Source organism: bacterium (genome assembly GCA_004322275.1).
In the GTDB taxonomy this organism is placed as follows: domain Bacteria; phylum Desulfobacterota; class Deferrisomatia; order Deferrisomatales; family BM512; genus SCTA01.
Map to the genome: position 1 here is coordinate 20516 of SCTA01000006.1, position 15815 is coordinate 36330.

At 56.5% G+C, this 15815-nt stretch carries 18 protein-coding genes and 1 pseudogene; 11 read left to right on the forward strand and 8 right to left on the reverse strand.

Annotated elements, in window-relative coordinates:
• The first annotated feature begins 196 nt into the window (after positions 1-196).
• The 6 genes and pseudogenes from EPN96_02005 to EPN96_02030 all read left to right on the forward strand — a co-directional run bounded on the left by EPN96_02005 (position 197) and on the right by EPN96_02030 (position 4775).
• The gene (locus tag EPN96_02005; protein ID TAL18299.1) at positions 197-2101 is read left to right on the forward strand and encodes a hypothetical protein; all 1905 of its coding nucleotides are present in this window, start codon (positions 197-199) and stop codon (positions 2099-2101) included.
• 134 nt (positions 2102-2235) lie between these two features.
• Positions 2236-2481 carry an AbrB/MazE/SpoVT family DNA-binding domain-containing protein gene (locus tag EPN96_02010; protein ID TAL18300.1) on the forward strand — a complete coding sequence of 82 codons (246 nt, stop codon included), beginning with the start codon at positions 2236-2238 and terminating at the stop codon, positions 2479-2481.
• A complete protein-coding gene (gene mazF, locus EPN96_02015; protein ID TAL18301.1) occupies positions 2481-2813 on the forward strand; it encodes an endoribonuclease MazF in 333 nt (110 codons plus the stop codon). Before EPN96_02010 ends, mazF begins: the two co-directional genes overlap by 1 nt.
• Positions 2814-2827: 14 nt before the next feature.
• Positions 2828-2950, forward strand: a pseudogene (locus EPN96_02020) (YjbQ family protein).
• Positions 2951-3051: 101 nt separating this feature from the next.
• Positions 3052-4359 carry a hypothetical protein gene (locus EPN96_02025; protein ID TAL18302.1) on the forward strand — a complete coding sequence of 436 codons (1308 nt, stop codon included), beginning with the start codon at positions 3052-3054 and terminating at the stop codon, positions 4357-4359.
• Entirely contained in the window at positions 4356-4775 is a 420-nt protein-coding gene (locus tag EPN96_02030) for a YjbQ family protein (GenBank protein TAL18303.1), read from the forward strand. The genes EPN96_02025 and EPN96_02030 overlap by 4 nt, the downstream gene beginning before the upstream one ends.
• 23 nt (positions 4776-4798) lie before the next feature.
• On the opposite strand, the gene EPN96_02035 is transcribed toward EPN96_02030, so the two are convergent.
• From EPN96_02035 to phoU, 6 genes are read right to left on the reverse strand one after another with little or no spacing between them, the layout of a single operon-like run.
• Positions 4799-5575, reverse strand: coding sequence for a phosphate ABC transporter ATP-binding protein (locus EPN96_02035; GenBank protein ID TAL18304.1), 777 nt, complete (start codon positions 5573-5575; stop codon positions 4799-4801).
• A 3-nt stretch (positions 5576-5578) separates the two neighbouring features.
• On the reverse strand, positions 5579-6352 hold the full coding sequence (locus EPN96_02040; GenBank protein TAL18305.1) for an ATP-binding cassette domain-containing protein: 774 nt from the start codon (positions 6350-6352) through the stop codon (positions 5579-5581).
• On the reverse strand, positions 6346-7263 hold the full coding sequence (gene pstA / locus EPN96_02045; protein ID TAL18306.1) for a phosphate ABC transporter permease PstA: 918 nt from the start codon (positions 7261-7263) through the stop codon (positions 6346-6348). The genes EPN96_02040 and pstA overlap by 7 nt, the downstream gene beginning before the upstream one ends.
• A complete protein-coding gene (pstC, locus tag EPN96_02050) occupies positions 7260-8228 on the reverse strand; it encodes a phosphate ABC transporter permease subunit PstC (GenBank protein TAL18307.1) in 969 nt (322 codons plus the stop codon). The genes pstA and pstC overlap by 4 nt, the downstream gene beginning before the upstream one ends.
• Positions 8225-9145 carry a phosphate ABC transporter substrate-binding protein gene (locus EPN96_02055; protein ID TAL18308.1) on the reverse strand — a complete coding sequence of 307 codons (921 nt, stop codon included), beginning with the start codon at positions 9143-9145 and terminating at the stop codon, positions 8225-8227. The genes pstC and EPN96_02055 overlap by 4 nt, the downstream gene beginning before the upstream one ends.
• Positions 9142-10251 carry a phosphate signaling complex protein PhoU gene (gene phoU, locus EPN96_02060; protein TAL18309.1) on the reverse strand — a complete coding sequence of 370 codons (1110 nt, stop codon included), beginning with the start codon at positions 10249-10251 and terminating at the stop codon, positions 9142-9144. The genes EPN96_02055 and phoU overlap by 4 nt, the downstream gene beginning before the upstream one ends.
• A gap of 384 nt (positions 10252-10635) precedes the next feature.
• Between phoU and EPN96_02065 the strand changes: the two genes are divergently transcribed.
• The 5 genes from EPN96_02065 to EPN96_02085 all read left to right on the forward strand — a co-directional run bounded on the left by EPN96_02065 (position 10636) and on the right by EPN96_02085 (position 14268).
• Positions 10636-11178, forward strand: a complete 543-nt coding sequence (locus tag EPN96_02065) for a hypothetical protein (GenBank protein TAL18310.1) — start codon at positions 10636-10638, stop codon at positions 11176-11178.
• Positions 11179-11188: 10 nt separating this feature from the next.
• Entirely contained in the window at positions 11189-11800 is a 612-nt protein-coding gene (locus tag EPN96_02070) for a DNA-3-methyladenine glycosylase (protein TAL18311.1), read from the forward strand.
• A complete protein-coding gene (locus EPN96_02075) occupies positions 11800-12465 on the forward strand; it encodes a hypothetical protein (GenBank protein ID TAL18312.1) in 666 nt (221 codons plus the stop codon). Before EPN96_02070 ends, EPN96_02075 begins: the two co-directional genes overlap by 1 nt.
• Positions 12466-12742: 277 nt before the next feature.
• On the forward strand, positions 12743-13822 hold the full coding sequence (locus tag EPN96_02080; protein TAL18313.1) for a type IV pilus twitching motility protein PilT: 1080 nt from the start codon (positions 12743-12745) through the stop codon (positions 13820-13822).
• Positions 13819-14268: a hypothetical protein gene (locus tag EPN96_02085; protein TAL18314.1), complete on the forward strand. Its 450-nt coding sequence runs from the start codon at positions 13819-13821 to the stop codon at positions 14266-14268. Before EPN96_02080 ends, EPN96_02085 begins: the two co-directional genes overlap by 4 nt.
• A gap of 46 nt (positions 14269-14314) precedes the next feature.
• On the opposite strand, the gene EPN96_02090 is transcribed toward EPN96_02085, so the two are convergent.
• Together EPN96_02090 and EPN96_02095 are read right to left on the reverse strand one after the other, a co-directional pair.
• Positions 14315-14986 carry a hypothetical protein gene (locus EPN96_02090; protein TAL18315.1) on the reverse strand — a complete coding sequence of 224 codons (672 nt, stop codon included), beginning with the start codon at positions 14984-14986 and terminating at the stop codon, positions 14315-14317.
• Positions 14986-15813 (reverse strand): L,D-transpeptidase, encoded by an 828-nt coding sequence (locus EPN96_02095; protein ID TAL18316.1) that lies wholly within the window; start codon positions 15811-15813, stop codon positions 14986-14988. Before EPN96_02095 ends, EPN96_02090 begins: the two co-directional genes overlap by 1 nt.
• Between the last annotated feature and the right edge of the window lie 2 nt (positions 15814-15815).

The following is a 15815-nucleotide window of genomic DNA, read 5'->3' on the forward strand; positions in this document are numbered from 1 at the left end:
GGCATCCGGATGGCAATCTATTTCGGCCATTCCGGCTAAGGATTTTACCGGCGCGGTTTTCCGCTCCCGACGAGGAATCCCGCAGCGAAAGGGCGAGGCAGTAGCAGCGCTACGGCGAGTCCTTGAGCGAGGACATGACGAAGCCGGGGGCGGAAAGGATGCGCCGGTTTCCGGCGGTTTCACACGGAGGTATCACATGGGCCGCATAACCCGCTGTGCCAGAGACTGCCCCGACAGCTGCCTGATCGAAGCTGAAGACACCCCCGGCGGGCTCGTGTTCGGAGCGTATTCCGGCCACGAGCCCACCATGGGCTTTATCTGCGGGAAAACCCGGAAATTCCCCTCGCACCTCTCCTCCCCCCACCGCATCCGCGAACCCTGGATTAAAAAAAGCGGCCATTTTCATCCCGTCTCCTGGGAGGAGGCGCTGGACGAGGCCGCGCGGAAAATCGCCATCGCCGCCCAGAAAGACCCCGCCTCGATCCTCCTAATCAAGGGCTTCGCCTCGATGGGGGCGAGCAAAGGGTTCGCCAGCTACCTCTTCGAGAAGATAGGCGCGCGCACCACCTCCGGCTCGCTGTGCGATTCAGCCGGAATAAAGGCAGTAATCGACGGAGCGGGCGAGCTGCTCATGAACCACCCCTCGGAGATCGAAAACGCCCGCCACATCGTCCTCTGGGGTAAAAACCCGGCCTCCTCCAACCACACCGCCGCAAGGGTAGAGCGGGCGGCGAAGAAGGGTGCGCGGGTAATCGCCGTGACCGTGGACGGCAAATCCGTCGCAGGGCTGGCGCACGAGACGATACTTCTGCGGCCCGGCTCCGACAGGTTCCTGGCCTTCGCGGTGGCGAAGATCATGCTGGAGAACTGCCCTTCCCTCACCCCGTGGAGAAAAACTTCAAACGGCGGAGAATTTCTGAATTTCATCCGCTCCCTCGATACGGACAGGCTCCTTAAAGCCTGCGGCGTTTCGCCCGCGAACGCGGAAAAGCTGGCGGATTTCTACGGGGCCGAGAGAAAGACCGCGACAATATGCGCCTGGGGCCTCCAGCGCCACCGCAGCGGCTACGAGAGCGTGCGCGCCGTCCACGGCCTCGCCTTCCTCGCCGACACCCTCGGGAAGAGCGGCGGAGGGTTCTACTACAACGTCTCCTCTTCGCGCTATCTGCGGCGTCCCTCGGGGCGCTCCGTGCCCGAGCCGGAGCCGGTTTTTCTCCCCTACCTGGCCGACGAGCTGCGCAGGGTAAAGCCGGAGGTAATCTACGTCTGTTCGATGAACCCGGTAAACCAGTGCCCCGACTCGAAGGGAGTCCACGCGGCCTTCGAGGCTTCCGGAACGGTAATCGTAGCCGACGCCTTCTGGACGGAGACCGCCCGCGTGGCGGACATCGTGCTCCCGGTCGCCCTCTGGCCCGAAGAAAACGACCTCGCGGGCTCCTCCTCTCTGAGCGAGATAGCCGCCGTGTCAAAAGTGGCGGAACCTCCCGCCGGGTGCAAAACGGATTTTGATATTATGCAGGAGTTGGCAAAGAGAATCGGAGTGGCTACAATCTTCGACAGCCTCGACCGCTGGCTCTCCTCCTGCCTCCCTCAAAACGGCCCGACCCTCTCCGAGCTTCGCCGGACGGTATTTCACGAGTTCAGCGAGCCCCCGGTGGTCTTCTGCGATGGCTTCGCACACCCGGACGGGAAGTTCCGCCTCCTCACCTCGCTGACCTCGGAGCCCGCCGTAGACCCGGTGCATCCTCTTTCGCTCCTCAGCCACGTACGCCCGGACGCCGTCCACTCGCAGCTCTTGCCGGAGGAGCAAAAAGACCCCCTGCCGGTACGGATTCACCCCGATACCGCAAAAAAGTCCGGCTTAACCATGGGGAGCATGGCGAGGATTGTCAGTCCGGTCGGGGAGATTGAATGCGAGGTTCACCTCGACGCCGCTCTTCACCCGGAATGCGTCGCCGTGCCGCGCGGAGGCTGGATGAGCCTCGGGCGCTGCGCCAACGAGGTCACCGAGGTAATCTCCACCGACAAGGGGGGCTGCGCGGCCTTCTACGACACCCGCGTACGGGTCGAACCGGCGGAGCATGGGGAGAGGAGGAGTTGAAAAGTTACCGGAGACTTGTGGGCCGAGCCCCCCGCGGCTCGTAAGAAAATGCCCGCCTGTTTGCGCGCCGCCGTAACGATACCCTTGCGCTTTGTATCTACAATGGCTATACTTTCCGAAAAGGAGGTAAAGTCATGTTTGCCACGATTCAGAAATGGGGGAACAGCCTCGCTGTGAGAATCCCTGTGCAGATCGCCAAAGACGCCCACCTCGGGCAGAACTCAAGGGTCGAGATTTCACTTCAGGGCGACGAGATCGTCTTAAAGCCGGTCGAGAAGGCGAAAAAATATTCCCTCGCTGAGCTAGTCGCGAGGATAACGCCCGAAAACGTCCCCGGCAAGACCGACATGGGGCCGCCTGCCGGAAAAGAGCTTTTGTAATGGAATACGTTCCCGAAAAGGGTGACGTTGTCTGGCTGAGTTTCGACCCTCGCCTCGGCCACGAGCAGGCCGGCTACCGTCCCGCGCTGGTCCTCACTCCCTCGATTTACAACGAGAAAGCCGGCACGATGCTTTGCTGCCCTATTACCTCCAGAAAAAAAGGTTATCCCTTTCAGATAGAACTGGAGGGAAACCCGGACGTTTCCGGAATGATCATGACCGATCAGTTGACGTGCATCGACTGGCGGGCAAGGGTGGCGAAAAAGAAAGGGGTCGTCGGAGGCGAAGTCCTGCAGGAAGTTCAACACCTGCTGGAAGCCCTGCTTTTCTGAGATGGAGCAAAGCAATGAAATCCTACCGCAAGGAGTTATGGTTCGACGTGCCGGGGAGGCGCTCGTTCGTGTACATCACGCCGCAGGTCAACGAGTGCCTGCGCGAAAGCGGAATAAAAGAGGGGCTTTGCCTCGTCAAGACAAAGCAGATCTACTACTTCACTTCCTTTTGTGGTTAAAGGGATTGTTGTACAGGGACTACGCAGACCCCAAGTTCGCCACGACCAAGGAGGGATTAATGTCTTCGACTACAATAACTGAGACAAGCAATTTGAAACGTTTAAATGATGCGGTACTCTTGCCAGGAGATATTTTACTAACAACGTCTACAGAAAAGTTTAGTAAAGGAATTCGCCGCGTTACAAAGAGCGATATCTCACACGCCATGATTTATGTAGATGACAGATCTATTATTGATGCAACCGGAGAAGGTGTACATGCTAGAAATACGCAAAGATTGTTTTATGAAGAAGACTGCCCAGTTTATGCCCTCCGCTTAAGAGATAACTTGAATGCTACCAGTCTACAAAAAATTTTGACCTATATGCGAGGCCATATCGGCGCACAGTATTCTTATAAGGAAGCTGCCCTGACGGCTTTAGGTGGAGCGCACAGTTTTAGCAAGAAACAGTTTTGTTCAAGACTTGTTGCACAGGCCTTTGAATCAGCAGGAATACTACTTGTAGGGGACTCGAATTACTGTTCCCCGGAAGATATCAAATCAAGCCCTCTGCTAATTGAAGTATCAGATTCTACAGTACCAGCAACTCATGAAGAATTGCTATGGAATCAGGAAAGTGTGGACATAACGAAACTAATGAGGGAATCCACCAATACAATCCTCACCGGTGCTCGCGATAAAGACCCAACAATCCAAACATTCGACGATATGGACAACTATCTTGTTGCTAATCCCGAATGTGATGATGAATTTTGCCAACTTCTGAATACATCTGGATATCTTACAATCTGGAAGACCGAATTAGATAAGAACCCTTGGCAGTATAATATTTATTTCATGAATGAAATGCCTCCAGATGTAATTGAAGAATACTGTTGGAGTGTTTTGAAAAGCGAAAAATCCGGACCACACCGCTACATCTCAAATAGGATGGGTTACAACTTTCTCTTTCGGCAACACAATCTTAAATTTTTCAGAATTATGATGGAACTATTTGAACACCTGGCCTCGTTACATCAACAGCGCATAAGAGTAGCCACTAGTTGGCTTGAGATTAATGGGCACCTTACAGAATCGAAGGCAAGTATTCTCGAACCACATACACCTGAATGGTTTGCGGCCCTAGAGCAATGGGATCTTCATCAGGCAAAGCAGACTCGCGAGATAATAAATCTGGCTGGTAGTTCTGATGTGTGTTCAATTTGTGGCGATGACACGGCAAATGATCATGTTCTTATAAAAAGTCAGCGACCACCTGGGGGACCTGGCACACTCCGACTTTGTGACGATTGCTTAAAGATAAGAGGATTGATGGGAGAACAATACCTACCTCTCAATGACCAACAAGACGAGAACATTCATTGAAATCTTACCGCAAGGAGTTATGGTTCGACGTGCCGGGGAGGCGCTCGTTCGTGTACATCACGCCGCAGGTCAACGAGTGCCTGCGCGAAAGCGGGATAAAAGAGGGGCTTTGCCTCGTCAACGCGATGCACATCACGGCTTCTGTCTTCATCAACGACAACGAAGCCGGGCTCCATCAGGACTATGAAAAGTGGCTTGAGGAACTGGCGCCGCACGCGCCGGTGAGCAGGTACAGCCACAACAGGACCGGCGAGGACAACGGCGACGCCCACCTTAAGCGCCAGCTAATGGGCCGCGAGGTGGTGGTGGCCGTGACCAACGGAAGGCTGGATTTCGGCCCCTGGGAGGCGATTTTCTACGGGGAGTTCGACGGGGGCAGGAAGAAGCGGGTTTTGGTCAAAATAATCGGGGAGTAGCGGTTTTCGCCGCTCCCATGGTATCAGCCGTACCTTCCTTCAATGTATTCGGCGGTCTTCGGGTTCTGCGGAGTCAGGAAGAGGTCGCCCGTCCGGCTGTGCTCGACAAGCTCACCCAGCAGCATGAAGACGCACTCGTCGCTGGCGCGCCGCGCCTGCGCCATGTTGTGCGTCACGATGATGATGGTGTAGTGCTCCTTCAACCCGAACATCAGTTCCTCTATAGCCCTCGTACCCTCAACGTCCAGCGCCGAGCAGGGTTCGTCCATCAGGATGACCTCGGGCTTCAGCGGCAGGAGCCTCGCTATGCAGAGTTTCTGCTGCTGGTCGAGCTGCAGCGAAGTGGCCTTCTCCCCCAGCCTGTCCTTGAGGTCGTCCCAGAGCCCCACTTCGGTCAGGGCCAGCTCCACCTGTTCGTTCAGAAAGGATTTTTTCTGCTGAGACCTTTCGGTGTGTATGCGAAGGCCGAAGGTCAGGTTCTCGTAGATGGAGATGGGGAGCGGATTGGGGCGCTGGAAGACCATTCCCACGGATTTGCGCAGCTCGATGAGGGAGATGTCCTCGTCGTAGATGTTCTTGCCCAGAATCGATATCTCGCCGCGCGTCTTTACGTTGTCGAAGCGCTCGTTGATGCGGTTGAAGCAGCGAAGAAGCGTAGTCTTGCCGCAGCCGCTGGGCCCGATGAGCGAGGTGATTATCCCCCGGCGAAAATTGACCGTGACGCTTTTCAGGGCCTGAAAGTTTCCGTACCAGAGGTTCAGGTCCCTGGTCGTTATCGCGGTTTCGCCGGTGTCGCTCATCATTTATCCGATTATCCCGTTGACGTAATCCCAGGTCCTGGGATTTCCGGGAGTTTCCGAGAAGAGTTTTTCGGTGGTGTCGATCTCGATTATCTCGCCGTTCCAGAGGAACATCGTCCGGTCGGCGAGACGCCTCGCCTGCTGGGTCAGATTAGTAACGAGGATGATGGTTATCTCGCTGCAAAGCTCTTTTAGCACGTCTTCGATTCTCATCGTCGTGACCGGGTCAATGGCTATCGAAAATTCGTCGAGGCAGAGTATCTCCGGGTCGTGCGAGAGGGCGCGGGCAATCGTAAGGCGCTGCTGCTGGCCGCCGGAGAGCTTGGTGCCGAGGACGCCGAGCCGGTCTTTCACCTCGTCCCAGAGGGCGGCGGATTTAAGGCACCTCTCCACTATTTGGTCCAGCTCGTCTTTGTGGGTTACCCCCGAACAGCGCGGCGCGAAGGCCACGTTGTCGTAGATGGTGAGAGGAAGCCCGACGGGAAGCGGAGCGACCATGCCGACCTTTCGGCGCAGCCCGTAAATATCCTTTACGTGGCGGAGGTCTTCGCCGTCCACCTTTATCGTGCCGGAGACGCGCGCTCCGGGGGTGAACTCGGTCGTGCGGTTTATGCATTTGAGAAGAGAGGTCTTGCCCGATTGCGCGGGGCCGATGACGCCCAGAATCTCCTTTTGGTGAACCTCGAAGGAGATTCCGTGTATCACCTCGGTGTTCCCGTAGGAGAGGCGAAGGTCCCTGACTTCTATCTTTTTTTGCTGCTCCATCCCACTTACCACTTCTTCCTGTTGCGCAGCCAGACGCGGAGCCCTATCGCCGTGGCGTTCACCAGAAGCACCGACCCCAGAAGCACCACGGCGGTAGCGGCGGGGATGGAATCCTTCACGCCGGGCACCTGCGTCGAAACCGTGTAGAGGTGCATGGAAAGCGCCATGCACTGCTCGTTCAGGCTGTAGGCGAAGATATCGCCGCGCTCCACGGCCTTGTAGAAGACCGCGCCGGTGAACATTACCGGGGCGGTTTCGCCCGCGGCGCGGCTCACCTGCAGGATGACGCCGGTGAGGATGCCGCTGACGGAGTTGGGAAGAACTATGGAGCGTATCGTCTGCCAGCGGGTGGCCCCTACGTTCCAGCAGGCTTCCCGGAAGGACTTGGGCACCGAGGCCAGCGCCTCGCGGGTGCTGGCTATGATTACCGGAAGGGTCATTATCGCCAGGGTGAAGGAGGCCGAGAGAATCGAGTAGCCCATCCTCGCGGCGTAGACGAAAGCGCCGAGGCCAAAGAGGGCGTGAACAATGCTCGGAACACCGGCCAGGTTTATGACCGCCAGGTTTATGAGGCGGTTGAACCAGTTGTCCTGGGCGTATTCGTTCAGGTAGATGGCGGCCATGACACCGATCGGGGCCGAGACCGCCAGGGAAACGCCGACAAGGTAGATGGTGCCTATGAAAGCGGGCCAGATGCCGCCTTCGGTCATTCCCTTTTGCGGGATGTCGAGGATGAAGTCGAGGCTCAGGGCGGGAGCCGCTTCGATAATCAGGTAGCCGATTATCGCCACGAGAGGGATTATAACAAGCGCCGCCATGCAGAAAAGAACACCCTGCGCGACTTTCTGCGCCTTCTCTTTTCTGCGGACCAGAGGGGTTCTGGTGAATCTCTTGTTGTCCGGCAAATCCGGCTGCGTCGTCATCTGTTGCTTTTCTTTATCCCGCGGATAACGAGGTCCGCGGTGAGGTTGACCACGAAGGTAATAACGAAGAGAAGGACGCCCGTGAGAAAGAGAACCCGGTAATGGTCCGACCCCACGGGGGCTTCGCCCAGCTCGGCGGCGATATTGGCCGTAAGGGTACGCACGGAATCCAGAACGCCGGTGGGAATATGGACCGCGTGGCCCGTGGCCATCAGCACCGCCATCGTCTCGCCTACTGCGCGGCCTATGCCCAGCAGCACCGCCGCCAGAAGGCCGTTCTTCGCCGCGGGAATGAGCACCCGATAGAGGAGCTGCCACCTGGTGGCGCCCATCGCCAGCCCCGCCTCCCTGTAGGAGTCGGGCACCGCCTTGAGCGCGTCCTCGCCGATGGAGACGATTATCGGTATGCTCATGAGCGCCAGAATTATCGCCCCGTTGAGGACGTTGACCCCGACCTCGGCTCCCGCATACTTAACGAGAAGCCTGCTCATTACGGTGAGGCCGATAAACCCCCAGACGACGCTTGGTATCGCCGCCAGAAGCTCGATTATAATCTTGAGGGATTCCCTCGTCTTCGGCTTGCAGAATTCCGAGATGAAAACCGCGACGCCTAGGCCGAAGGGCACCGCGATGAGCATCGCTAGGATCGTCACGCTGAAGGTCCCGACGATGAGCGCAAGGGTGCCGTAACGGACGTTTACCGCGGAGGTGGGGTACCACTCGACGCTCGTCAGAAACTGACCGAGCTTGAAGGATCCGCTGAAGAGTACCGGCGCGGCTTCTCGGAAGACGAAGAAAAAGATAGCGAGAACGAAGAAAATCGCGCTTACCCCGCTTGTGCGGATTATAAGCTCGATGACTTTCTCGCCCGACGTAGCCCACGCACTCCTGTTGCGCCTTACCGGGCAGGGATTTATGCCGGGCTTTTCTTCGCAGCTTCTTAAACCGGGTTCGTCTTTGATCATTTAGTCCGCATGTTCGCCGGTATGGAAACGTAGCCGCTCTGCTCCACTATGGCCTGCCCGGCGTCGCTCAGAATCCAGTCTATGTACTTCTTTACCGCCCCCTGCGGCTCTCCGAGGGTGTACATCTGGAGAGAGCGCGAGATGGGATAGGTCTTGTTCTTCGCGCTCTCAAGGGTGGGGGCGACTCCGGGCGCTCCCGCTTTTTCGGATACCCTGAGCATCTTTACGCCGGGGGTGGCGTAGCCCATACCGCTGTAACCTATAGCTCCGGCGGTGTTGGCAACCAGCTCGACAACTTCCTTCGAGCCGTTCAGGTCGCGGGAACCGAGCCTGAAATCCTTGTTCTTGAGGACGTGCTCGCGCAAAAACTCGTAGGTTCCCGAGCTGGACTGGCGGCTGACCCGGACTATTTCGTCCTGGCCGCCGGGCAGCTTGACGCCGAGATCCGACCATTTGGTTATATCTCCGCCCTCCTCGTAGATCCGGGCTATCTGCTCCATCGAGATTTCGTTCAGGGGGTTGTCCTTGTGGACGAAGATTGCGAGGGCGTCGTAGCCGACGATGAACTCCCTGGGCTCCTTGCCGGTGTTTTTCTTCGCGTCTTCGACTTCCTTCGCCTTCATGTTGCGGGAGGAATTGGCGATATCCACCGCTCCCTTTGAAAGGGCCGCGATGCCGACGCCCGAGCCGCCGCCGGAGACTTCGATCTCCACCGCCGGCTCGGCCTTCTTGTAGGCCTCCGCCCACGCCTGGGCGATATTTACCATCGTGTCGGAGCCCTTGTTCTGGATGACGGTCCTGGCTCCCGCGGCTTTGCCTGCTGCGTCGCCGCTTTTGTTGCCGCCGCAGCCCGCGGCGGTTGCGAGGAGAAGACAGGCGGCTGCCGAGGCCAGGAAAAACTTCGTCTCTCTATTCATTTTGAATTCACCTGTGTTCCGAGAATCGCTTCGACCAGATCTCTTATATGAGTTTCAAAAAAATTGTAGGCTTCCTCGTAGGCGGCGTGAATCTTTTCGGGTCCGCCCTTGATGTTGGAGAGATCCTTTCCGCTCCAGTCGAGAAAGACGACCTTGCGCGGGAGGCGGGGAAAGGCGCGCTGGACCTCCGGGTCGAGGCCGATGATTACCTGGTAGTGGTCGAGGTAGGGCACCTGAAAAATCCCCTTCGGAGACATTCTGGTGATGTCGTGGCCCTTTTCCTTCATGAAGCTCACCGTCTGCGGATCGAGGCAGGTCGGCTCCAGCCCGGCGCTCGCGAAGATGAAGAGCGGCAGGTTGAGGGAGTTGGCTATCGCCTCGGCCATCTGGCTTCTAACGGCGTTGTGCCTGTCCACGAAGAGCACCCGGAAGACCTCGCTGCCCTCGTGTTTTGCGTACTCGCCGGTAATCATATACATGACTTCGAGGCAGATGTTCCTCGCCCTGTCGGTTACGCGCTCAAGGCGGCGCGCGATCGTGGTAAGCGGACGGAGGGCGTCGAAGGGAATCTTGTTTTCTTTGAAGAACTCGACCAGATCGGTATTCAGGCTGCTTTTGAGGGCGTCAACGGTCTTCTCTACGGCCATTGTCCTCTTTGCAAGCTCGGCGTCCTCCCGGGAGTAGGCAACTATCGCGTCGTGAAGCATCTTTATCGAGAGATCGGCTATTTCGACGAAACGCTCCCTTGAAACCTCGGGGGGAAGGTCGCCGAGCTTGATGGCCTGACGCGAGATATTCTCCGCGTAGTCGCCTATCTGCTCAAGCTCCTGATTTATCTTTATCGTGCTGTAGGCGAGGCGCAAATGCCCCGCGACCGGCTGGTGGCGTATGATGAATTCGAGGCAAAGGCGGTCGAGTTCTTTTTCCTTTTCGTCGATAAGGTCGTCGCGAAGGATGACGGCGTAGGTAAGCTGGCGGTTATTGTCCACCAGGGCCTTTACGCAATCCCTAAGCGCCTTTTCGACCATGTCGCACATCTCGACGACTTTGCCGCGAAGGCGGTCGACATCCCTCTGGAGGGACTGCTCAAGGTGTGGCGTAGGCATTCTCTATCTCCTTTAAGGAAGACGCTTTTTACGAAACCGGGAAGCAGGAACTGCGGCAAGAATTTTCTTGTATTTTTCCTGTTGCCTTCTACCATGAGCCACACGGGGCGGGCAACCCCCAACTTGCGGCGCACCGGCAAAGGCTCCGGAGCCCCCTGCGGGCCTGCTTCGGCTAACCGGTTGATTTAAAAGCGTTTATCAATATCCGCCCTGTCCTTACGGGATGAGCGGAACCGGCTTTCAGTATAACAGATGGAGATTGATTTGACCTCAAACCAATCAAGGAAAGACGATACCCCGAAGCAAGCCGCAGAGGCTCGCAAGGCAAAAAACAATAGCTGTAAAACGTGAGCTTGAGGAAATTAGATACCGGAGAAAGATACTATGAGTGAAAATATTGAAAAATTTAAAAAATTTGAAGAATTGAATAAGCCTGATATTCGTCATCTTCTTTGCAATCAGGTATTTGCTTACAAAGTCACACTGGAATCTTTGTATGCTGATGTCTCCGCAGAAAGTATTACCTCCAATGCTCCAGAAGAAATTATTAGCAATTTTAATATTTTAAAAAATCTCGTGGTTTATAGCTGGTTTTGCTATAGTTTTCAGCAAATTGCTCACCACCAGTCATATATCATTATTGAACATGCTTTAAGAATAAAAGCCTGTGCTAAAGATAAATCTCCCGGGCTAAAAAAATTAATTAGTAGCGCTATAGAAAATGAGTGGATAAATGACTCTGGTTTCAGACACATCAATGAAGACATGCTTAACAGTGCAGACAATACAGAATACTGCAAACAACTTGTTGTTAGTTTGCCAAAACTTAGGAATTGCAATGCTCATGGAAGCAATTCCCTATGGCCATTTCCAGTAATGTCTCTCAGAATTTGTGCCGATTTAATAAATCAGCTATTTAAAGAGTAGCGATGATCGAATGAGGCTCGATCGCTCGTTTTTTTCCCGCCCTACCCTTGAGGTGGCGAAAGGACTTCTCGGAACGCGCCTGGTGAAGCTGGAACCGGACCGAGGAAGGCTTTCGGGGTATATCGTCGAGACCGAGGGTTACGTCGGGACCGGGGATCTGGGCTGCCACGCGAGAGTTGGCTGCACTTTGCGTAATGCCTCGATGTGGGGACCTCCCGGCCACGCCTACGTCTATTTCACTTACGGGATGCACTGGATGCTGAATCTCGTCACGGAAGCTGAGGGTTTCCCCGCCGCAGTGTTGATTCGCGCCCTTCACCCCGTGGAAGGTCTTGATATAATAAGACAGCGCCGGAAAAACAGGCCGGACAGGGAGCTTGCCGACGGTCCGGCGAAGCTGTGCGAAAGTTTCGGAATCGACAGGAGTTTCGACGGGGCGGACCTCTGCTCCGCCGGTTCGACTCTTTTCGTCGAGGAAGGGGTTGAAATCCCGGATAACGTCATCACCGCGCACCCGAGGGTGGGGCTGAATTCGGTACCCGAGCCCTGGAAGTCCATACCGTGGAACTTCAGGGTGAACAGCCGGGCGCTTGCGGACGCGCTTAAAGACGAGGAAAGCTGATGCGCTGGGAAGAATACATGGACAAGATCGAGGCGCGGTACGAAAAGCTCATCTCCGAAGGGAAGATGACCCGCTCCTCCAGGGTAGTTCCCATAAACGTCTCCTTAAAGCCCAAACAGTGGATTCTCCCCTCCCTTCAGGCTCTGGAAATACTCAAGGCAAGCGACGCCGTCGCCCTGGCCAATTGCCTTTGCAGGGAGCTTGCGGGCCGCTGCGACGCGCCGAGGGAGGTCTGCTTTTACCTCGGCGCTTTCGCAAAAAAAGCCGTCGAGAGAGGCGAAGGAAGATCCGTCACAATCGAAGAGGCCGAAGAGGTGCTGAAACTGGCGGAGAAAAGCGGTCTCGTCCACCTCACCCTCTTCGACCCGGAGCGGAAGGTTTTCGCCCTGTGCAGCTGCTGCGAGTGCTGCTGCCACGACTTTCACCTCCTGAAAAACAAAGGAAGGGCCGATCTCGTCGCCCATTCGGAGTACATCGCCGTGACCGGCGAAACCCTTTGCACGGATTGCGGCGGATGTGTCCCATTATGCCATTTCGGGGCGCGAAAGATGGCGGAGGGCAGGCTCGTTTACAATGCAAGCGCCTGTTACGGCTGCGGCCTTTGCGTACCCGCGTGCCCCGCGGGAGCTACTTCAATGGCGCAAAGAGAACCTTCGGGAGAATGACGGGATGTCTGCAGAGATAGTTTCCGGCTACCGGCCCGGCTTCCTCTTTCGGCGAAGGTCAGCGTCGTTTCTCGGGCGCTCCCGTCGTAGTCACGCTACTGCCTGCGACCTCGCGCCCTGCGGACTCCTTGCCCTTCGCCGAAATAGATCGCCGAAATTGCGCATCAAAACCATCACGTCTCCTGCTAGTGGCCTCTTCTCTTTCCCGCTATCCCTTCCGCCCGGTGAGTGATACTTTTAAAAGCGGGCACTAAAACCGTTTGACGGGGAGCTTCCAATGGCAAGAATCGACGCCTACCTCAAGGCGATGCTGGCGCAGAGCGCCTCCGATCTTCATCTGGTGTCGGGAAATCTTCCGATAATGCGCGTCCACGGCGAGATGAAAAAGCTCAAGGCCGATATCCTTACGAACGAAGGACTCTCGGGGCTCCTGCGTGAGATTACCTCCGAAGAGAAGTGGGCGGTCTTCATGGAGACCGGCGACCTCGACTTCGCTTACGAACTACCGGAAATTGCGCGCTTCCGCGTCAATTTCTTCAAGCAGAAAAACGGCGCGGGGGCGGTTTTTCGCCTCATTCCCTCTAAAATCGCGAGCTGCGAAGACCTCGGCATACCCGAGGCTGTAAAGAACCTCGCCAGACTCAGGAAGGGGCTGGTTCTCGTCACGGGTCCGACCGGCTCCGGCAAATCCACCACCCTCGCCGCCATCGTCGAGTACGCCAACGAGATACGAAAAGACAACATCATAACCATCGAAGACCCCATAGAGTTTGTCCATCCGAGCAACAACTGCCTCATCAGCCACCGCGAGGTGGGCCAGCACACCAAGAGTTTCGCGACGGCCCTTAGGGCGGCGCTCCGGGAAGACCCGGACATAATCCTCGTCGGCGAGATGCGCGACAAGGAAACCATAGCTCTCGCCATCGAGGCGGCCGCAACGGGGCACCTGGTCTTCGGCACGCTCCACACGCAAAACGCCGCCAAGACCGTCGACCGGGTTATAGAGGTCTTTAAGGCCGAGGAGCAGCCGCAGGTTCGCTCCACCCTCTCGGACTCGCTAAAGGCGGTCGTGGCGCAAAACCTGCTGAAAAGAGTGGACAAGCCGGGCCGCATCGCCGCGCTGGAGGTTATGATAGTCACCGCCGCCATCTCAAACCTGATACGCGAGGGCAAAACCTACCAGATACCCTCGGCCATTCAGACCGGGAAGAGGCAGGGGATGCAGACTCTGGAGGGGGCGCTGTGCGAGCTTCTGGACAAGAAGATTATCGACCCCGAAGAGGCTTACGACAAGGCGGTGAACAAGGAGGTCGTTCTGAAATACCTTAAGACGCCGCCTCCGGAGGCGCTCCGATGAGCCTTAAAGTCGAGAAGATCAAAGTCGCCGCCACCCTCTGCCTCTCGGAGGGGGTCAAGAAAAAGGGATTCATCTTCCTTTCGCCCTTCGGCGCGGTGGGGTCGAGGCCGCAAACGGTGGAAGAGCTGATTTCGGAGCGCGAAAAGGTCCTGCCCTTCGAGGATTCGGAAGAGGGGTTCATGCTGATAGGCAAGGCGGGAATCTCGGCCATCGGCGTCGGTATCGAGTCGTCGTCCTGCGAGATGGAGTTCTTCAACGCCACCGGCGTGGCTGTTCACCTTGTGGGGGGCTTCGGTCTGGCGGGAGACTTTCTGGTTGAGAAGGGGCTCGGCTTTCGCCCTTCCGACGCGATAAACTCGGACGAGCCGCGGTTTTTGCTGAGATCGGGAGACACCATCTATCTGGTCTCCAAAAAGCATCTTTCCACCCTGAAATTCCAGAAGTAAAAAGAATACCCCAGAAATTATAAAGCCGGAGAAACCCGGCCTTTTATTATCTTAGGGCCTTATCGGTAAATATCGTAGTTGTCCCCTCCGGGAAGGCCCAGTAGAGGGCCTGCGCGTCGGCGGGGGTCATTACAAGCTCAATGTTCGCGAAATCCTCTTTCTTCTCCTTCTTCTCTTTAAGAATGAAGGGGAGCTTGAGGTTTCTTACGAACTTTTCTTTGTAATTTGAGAATTTTTCTTTGAACTTTTCAAACTTTTCTTTGCTTTCGTCAACCGGCGTCGATACGTGTACCGTCACGTTCTGCGGAAAGAGGAGAGAGTACTTTACCGGCATATCGACCACTTCAAAGGGATCGGGCAGAGGAGCGACCTTTCCGTCGGGGGTGAGGCCGTTCTCGTCTACAGGCGTAATCTCCGTCCTCTCGGGGCTGTCGGGGGCCTCTCTCTTCGTGAGGGTCGTGGGAACGGCGGGTATGGCGGTTCCCCAGTACTCCGCGGAAAGGGCCTTCCACTCCTTGAAGACAACGCCCCTGTTTTTAAGCAGGAAGGAGGCGCTTTTCAGGTCGAAAACGACGTAAAACTTGCCCGTCTGCGCCGCAGCCAGCTCCGCCTTGAGCAGATTCTGGCGCTCGAATGCCGTTTCGGCGTCTCCGTCGCAAAATCCGGTTGCGGCGAAGAAAACCAGCAGAAAAAGCGACGACAGCCAGCGGGTCAACATCAGTAGATATAAACCTTCGTTCCCTTGGGGACCGTGTCGTAGAGAACTTTCAGATCTTCGTCGCCTATGCGTACGCAGCCGTGGGTCACGTTTCTTCCGAGCATCCTCGTATACATGGTTCCGTGGAGAAAGTACCCCTTGCCGATACCCATGGCGAAATCCCCCATGACGCCGCTCTCCGCCCTGTCGGGGGAGTTTTTGGGGGGAGGCACCTTGCCCTCCTCGACGAAAGCCCAGTCGGGCTTGTTCCAGACGGGGTTTGTTATCTTGGTCTGAATGCTGTACTCGCCGCGCGGCGTGTCGAAAAGCCAGGTTTTGTCGCCCCTGGGATCCGAAAGCACGTTGCCGCTGCCGCAGGAGACGATGGCCTCCCTCACGAGTTTGTCGCTGTCATGGAGGTAAAGCCGGTTTGCCGCCGTATCGACCACGATGTAAAGACCCTTCGGGGCAAGCGCGGCTAGCTTCTTTTCGAGGGTTTTGCTGCTCTCCTCGACCGTGGAAAGAGAAGGCCGTTTTTCCGGCAGCGGGGGCGGGGCGAGCAGATCGCCTGCGTCCGTGTAAACCTTGCGCGAACCCATCACCTCAAGGATTGTCAGGGGAACGCCAACGAGAAGGACTATCGCCAGTATGATTGGCCGGATAATCGACCCCTTGCGAAAGGGGTAGTAAAGGCAATAGAGAGCCTTCAGGGGCAGCTTCAGAAGAAAAAGAACGGGGGAAAATATCTTCCGAAGGACACCGCCGCCGTCACTCCCCTCTCTGGGGGCGACTCTTCTCAGGGGGTCTTTTTTTTCCGGGATATCCGGGGTTTCCGGGGTAAGAGACAAGG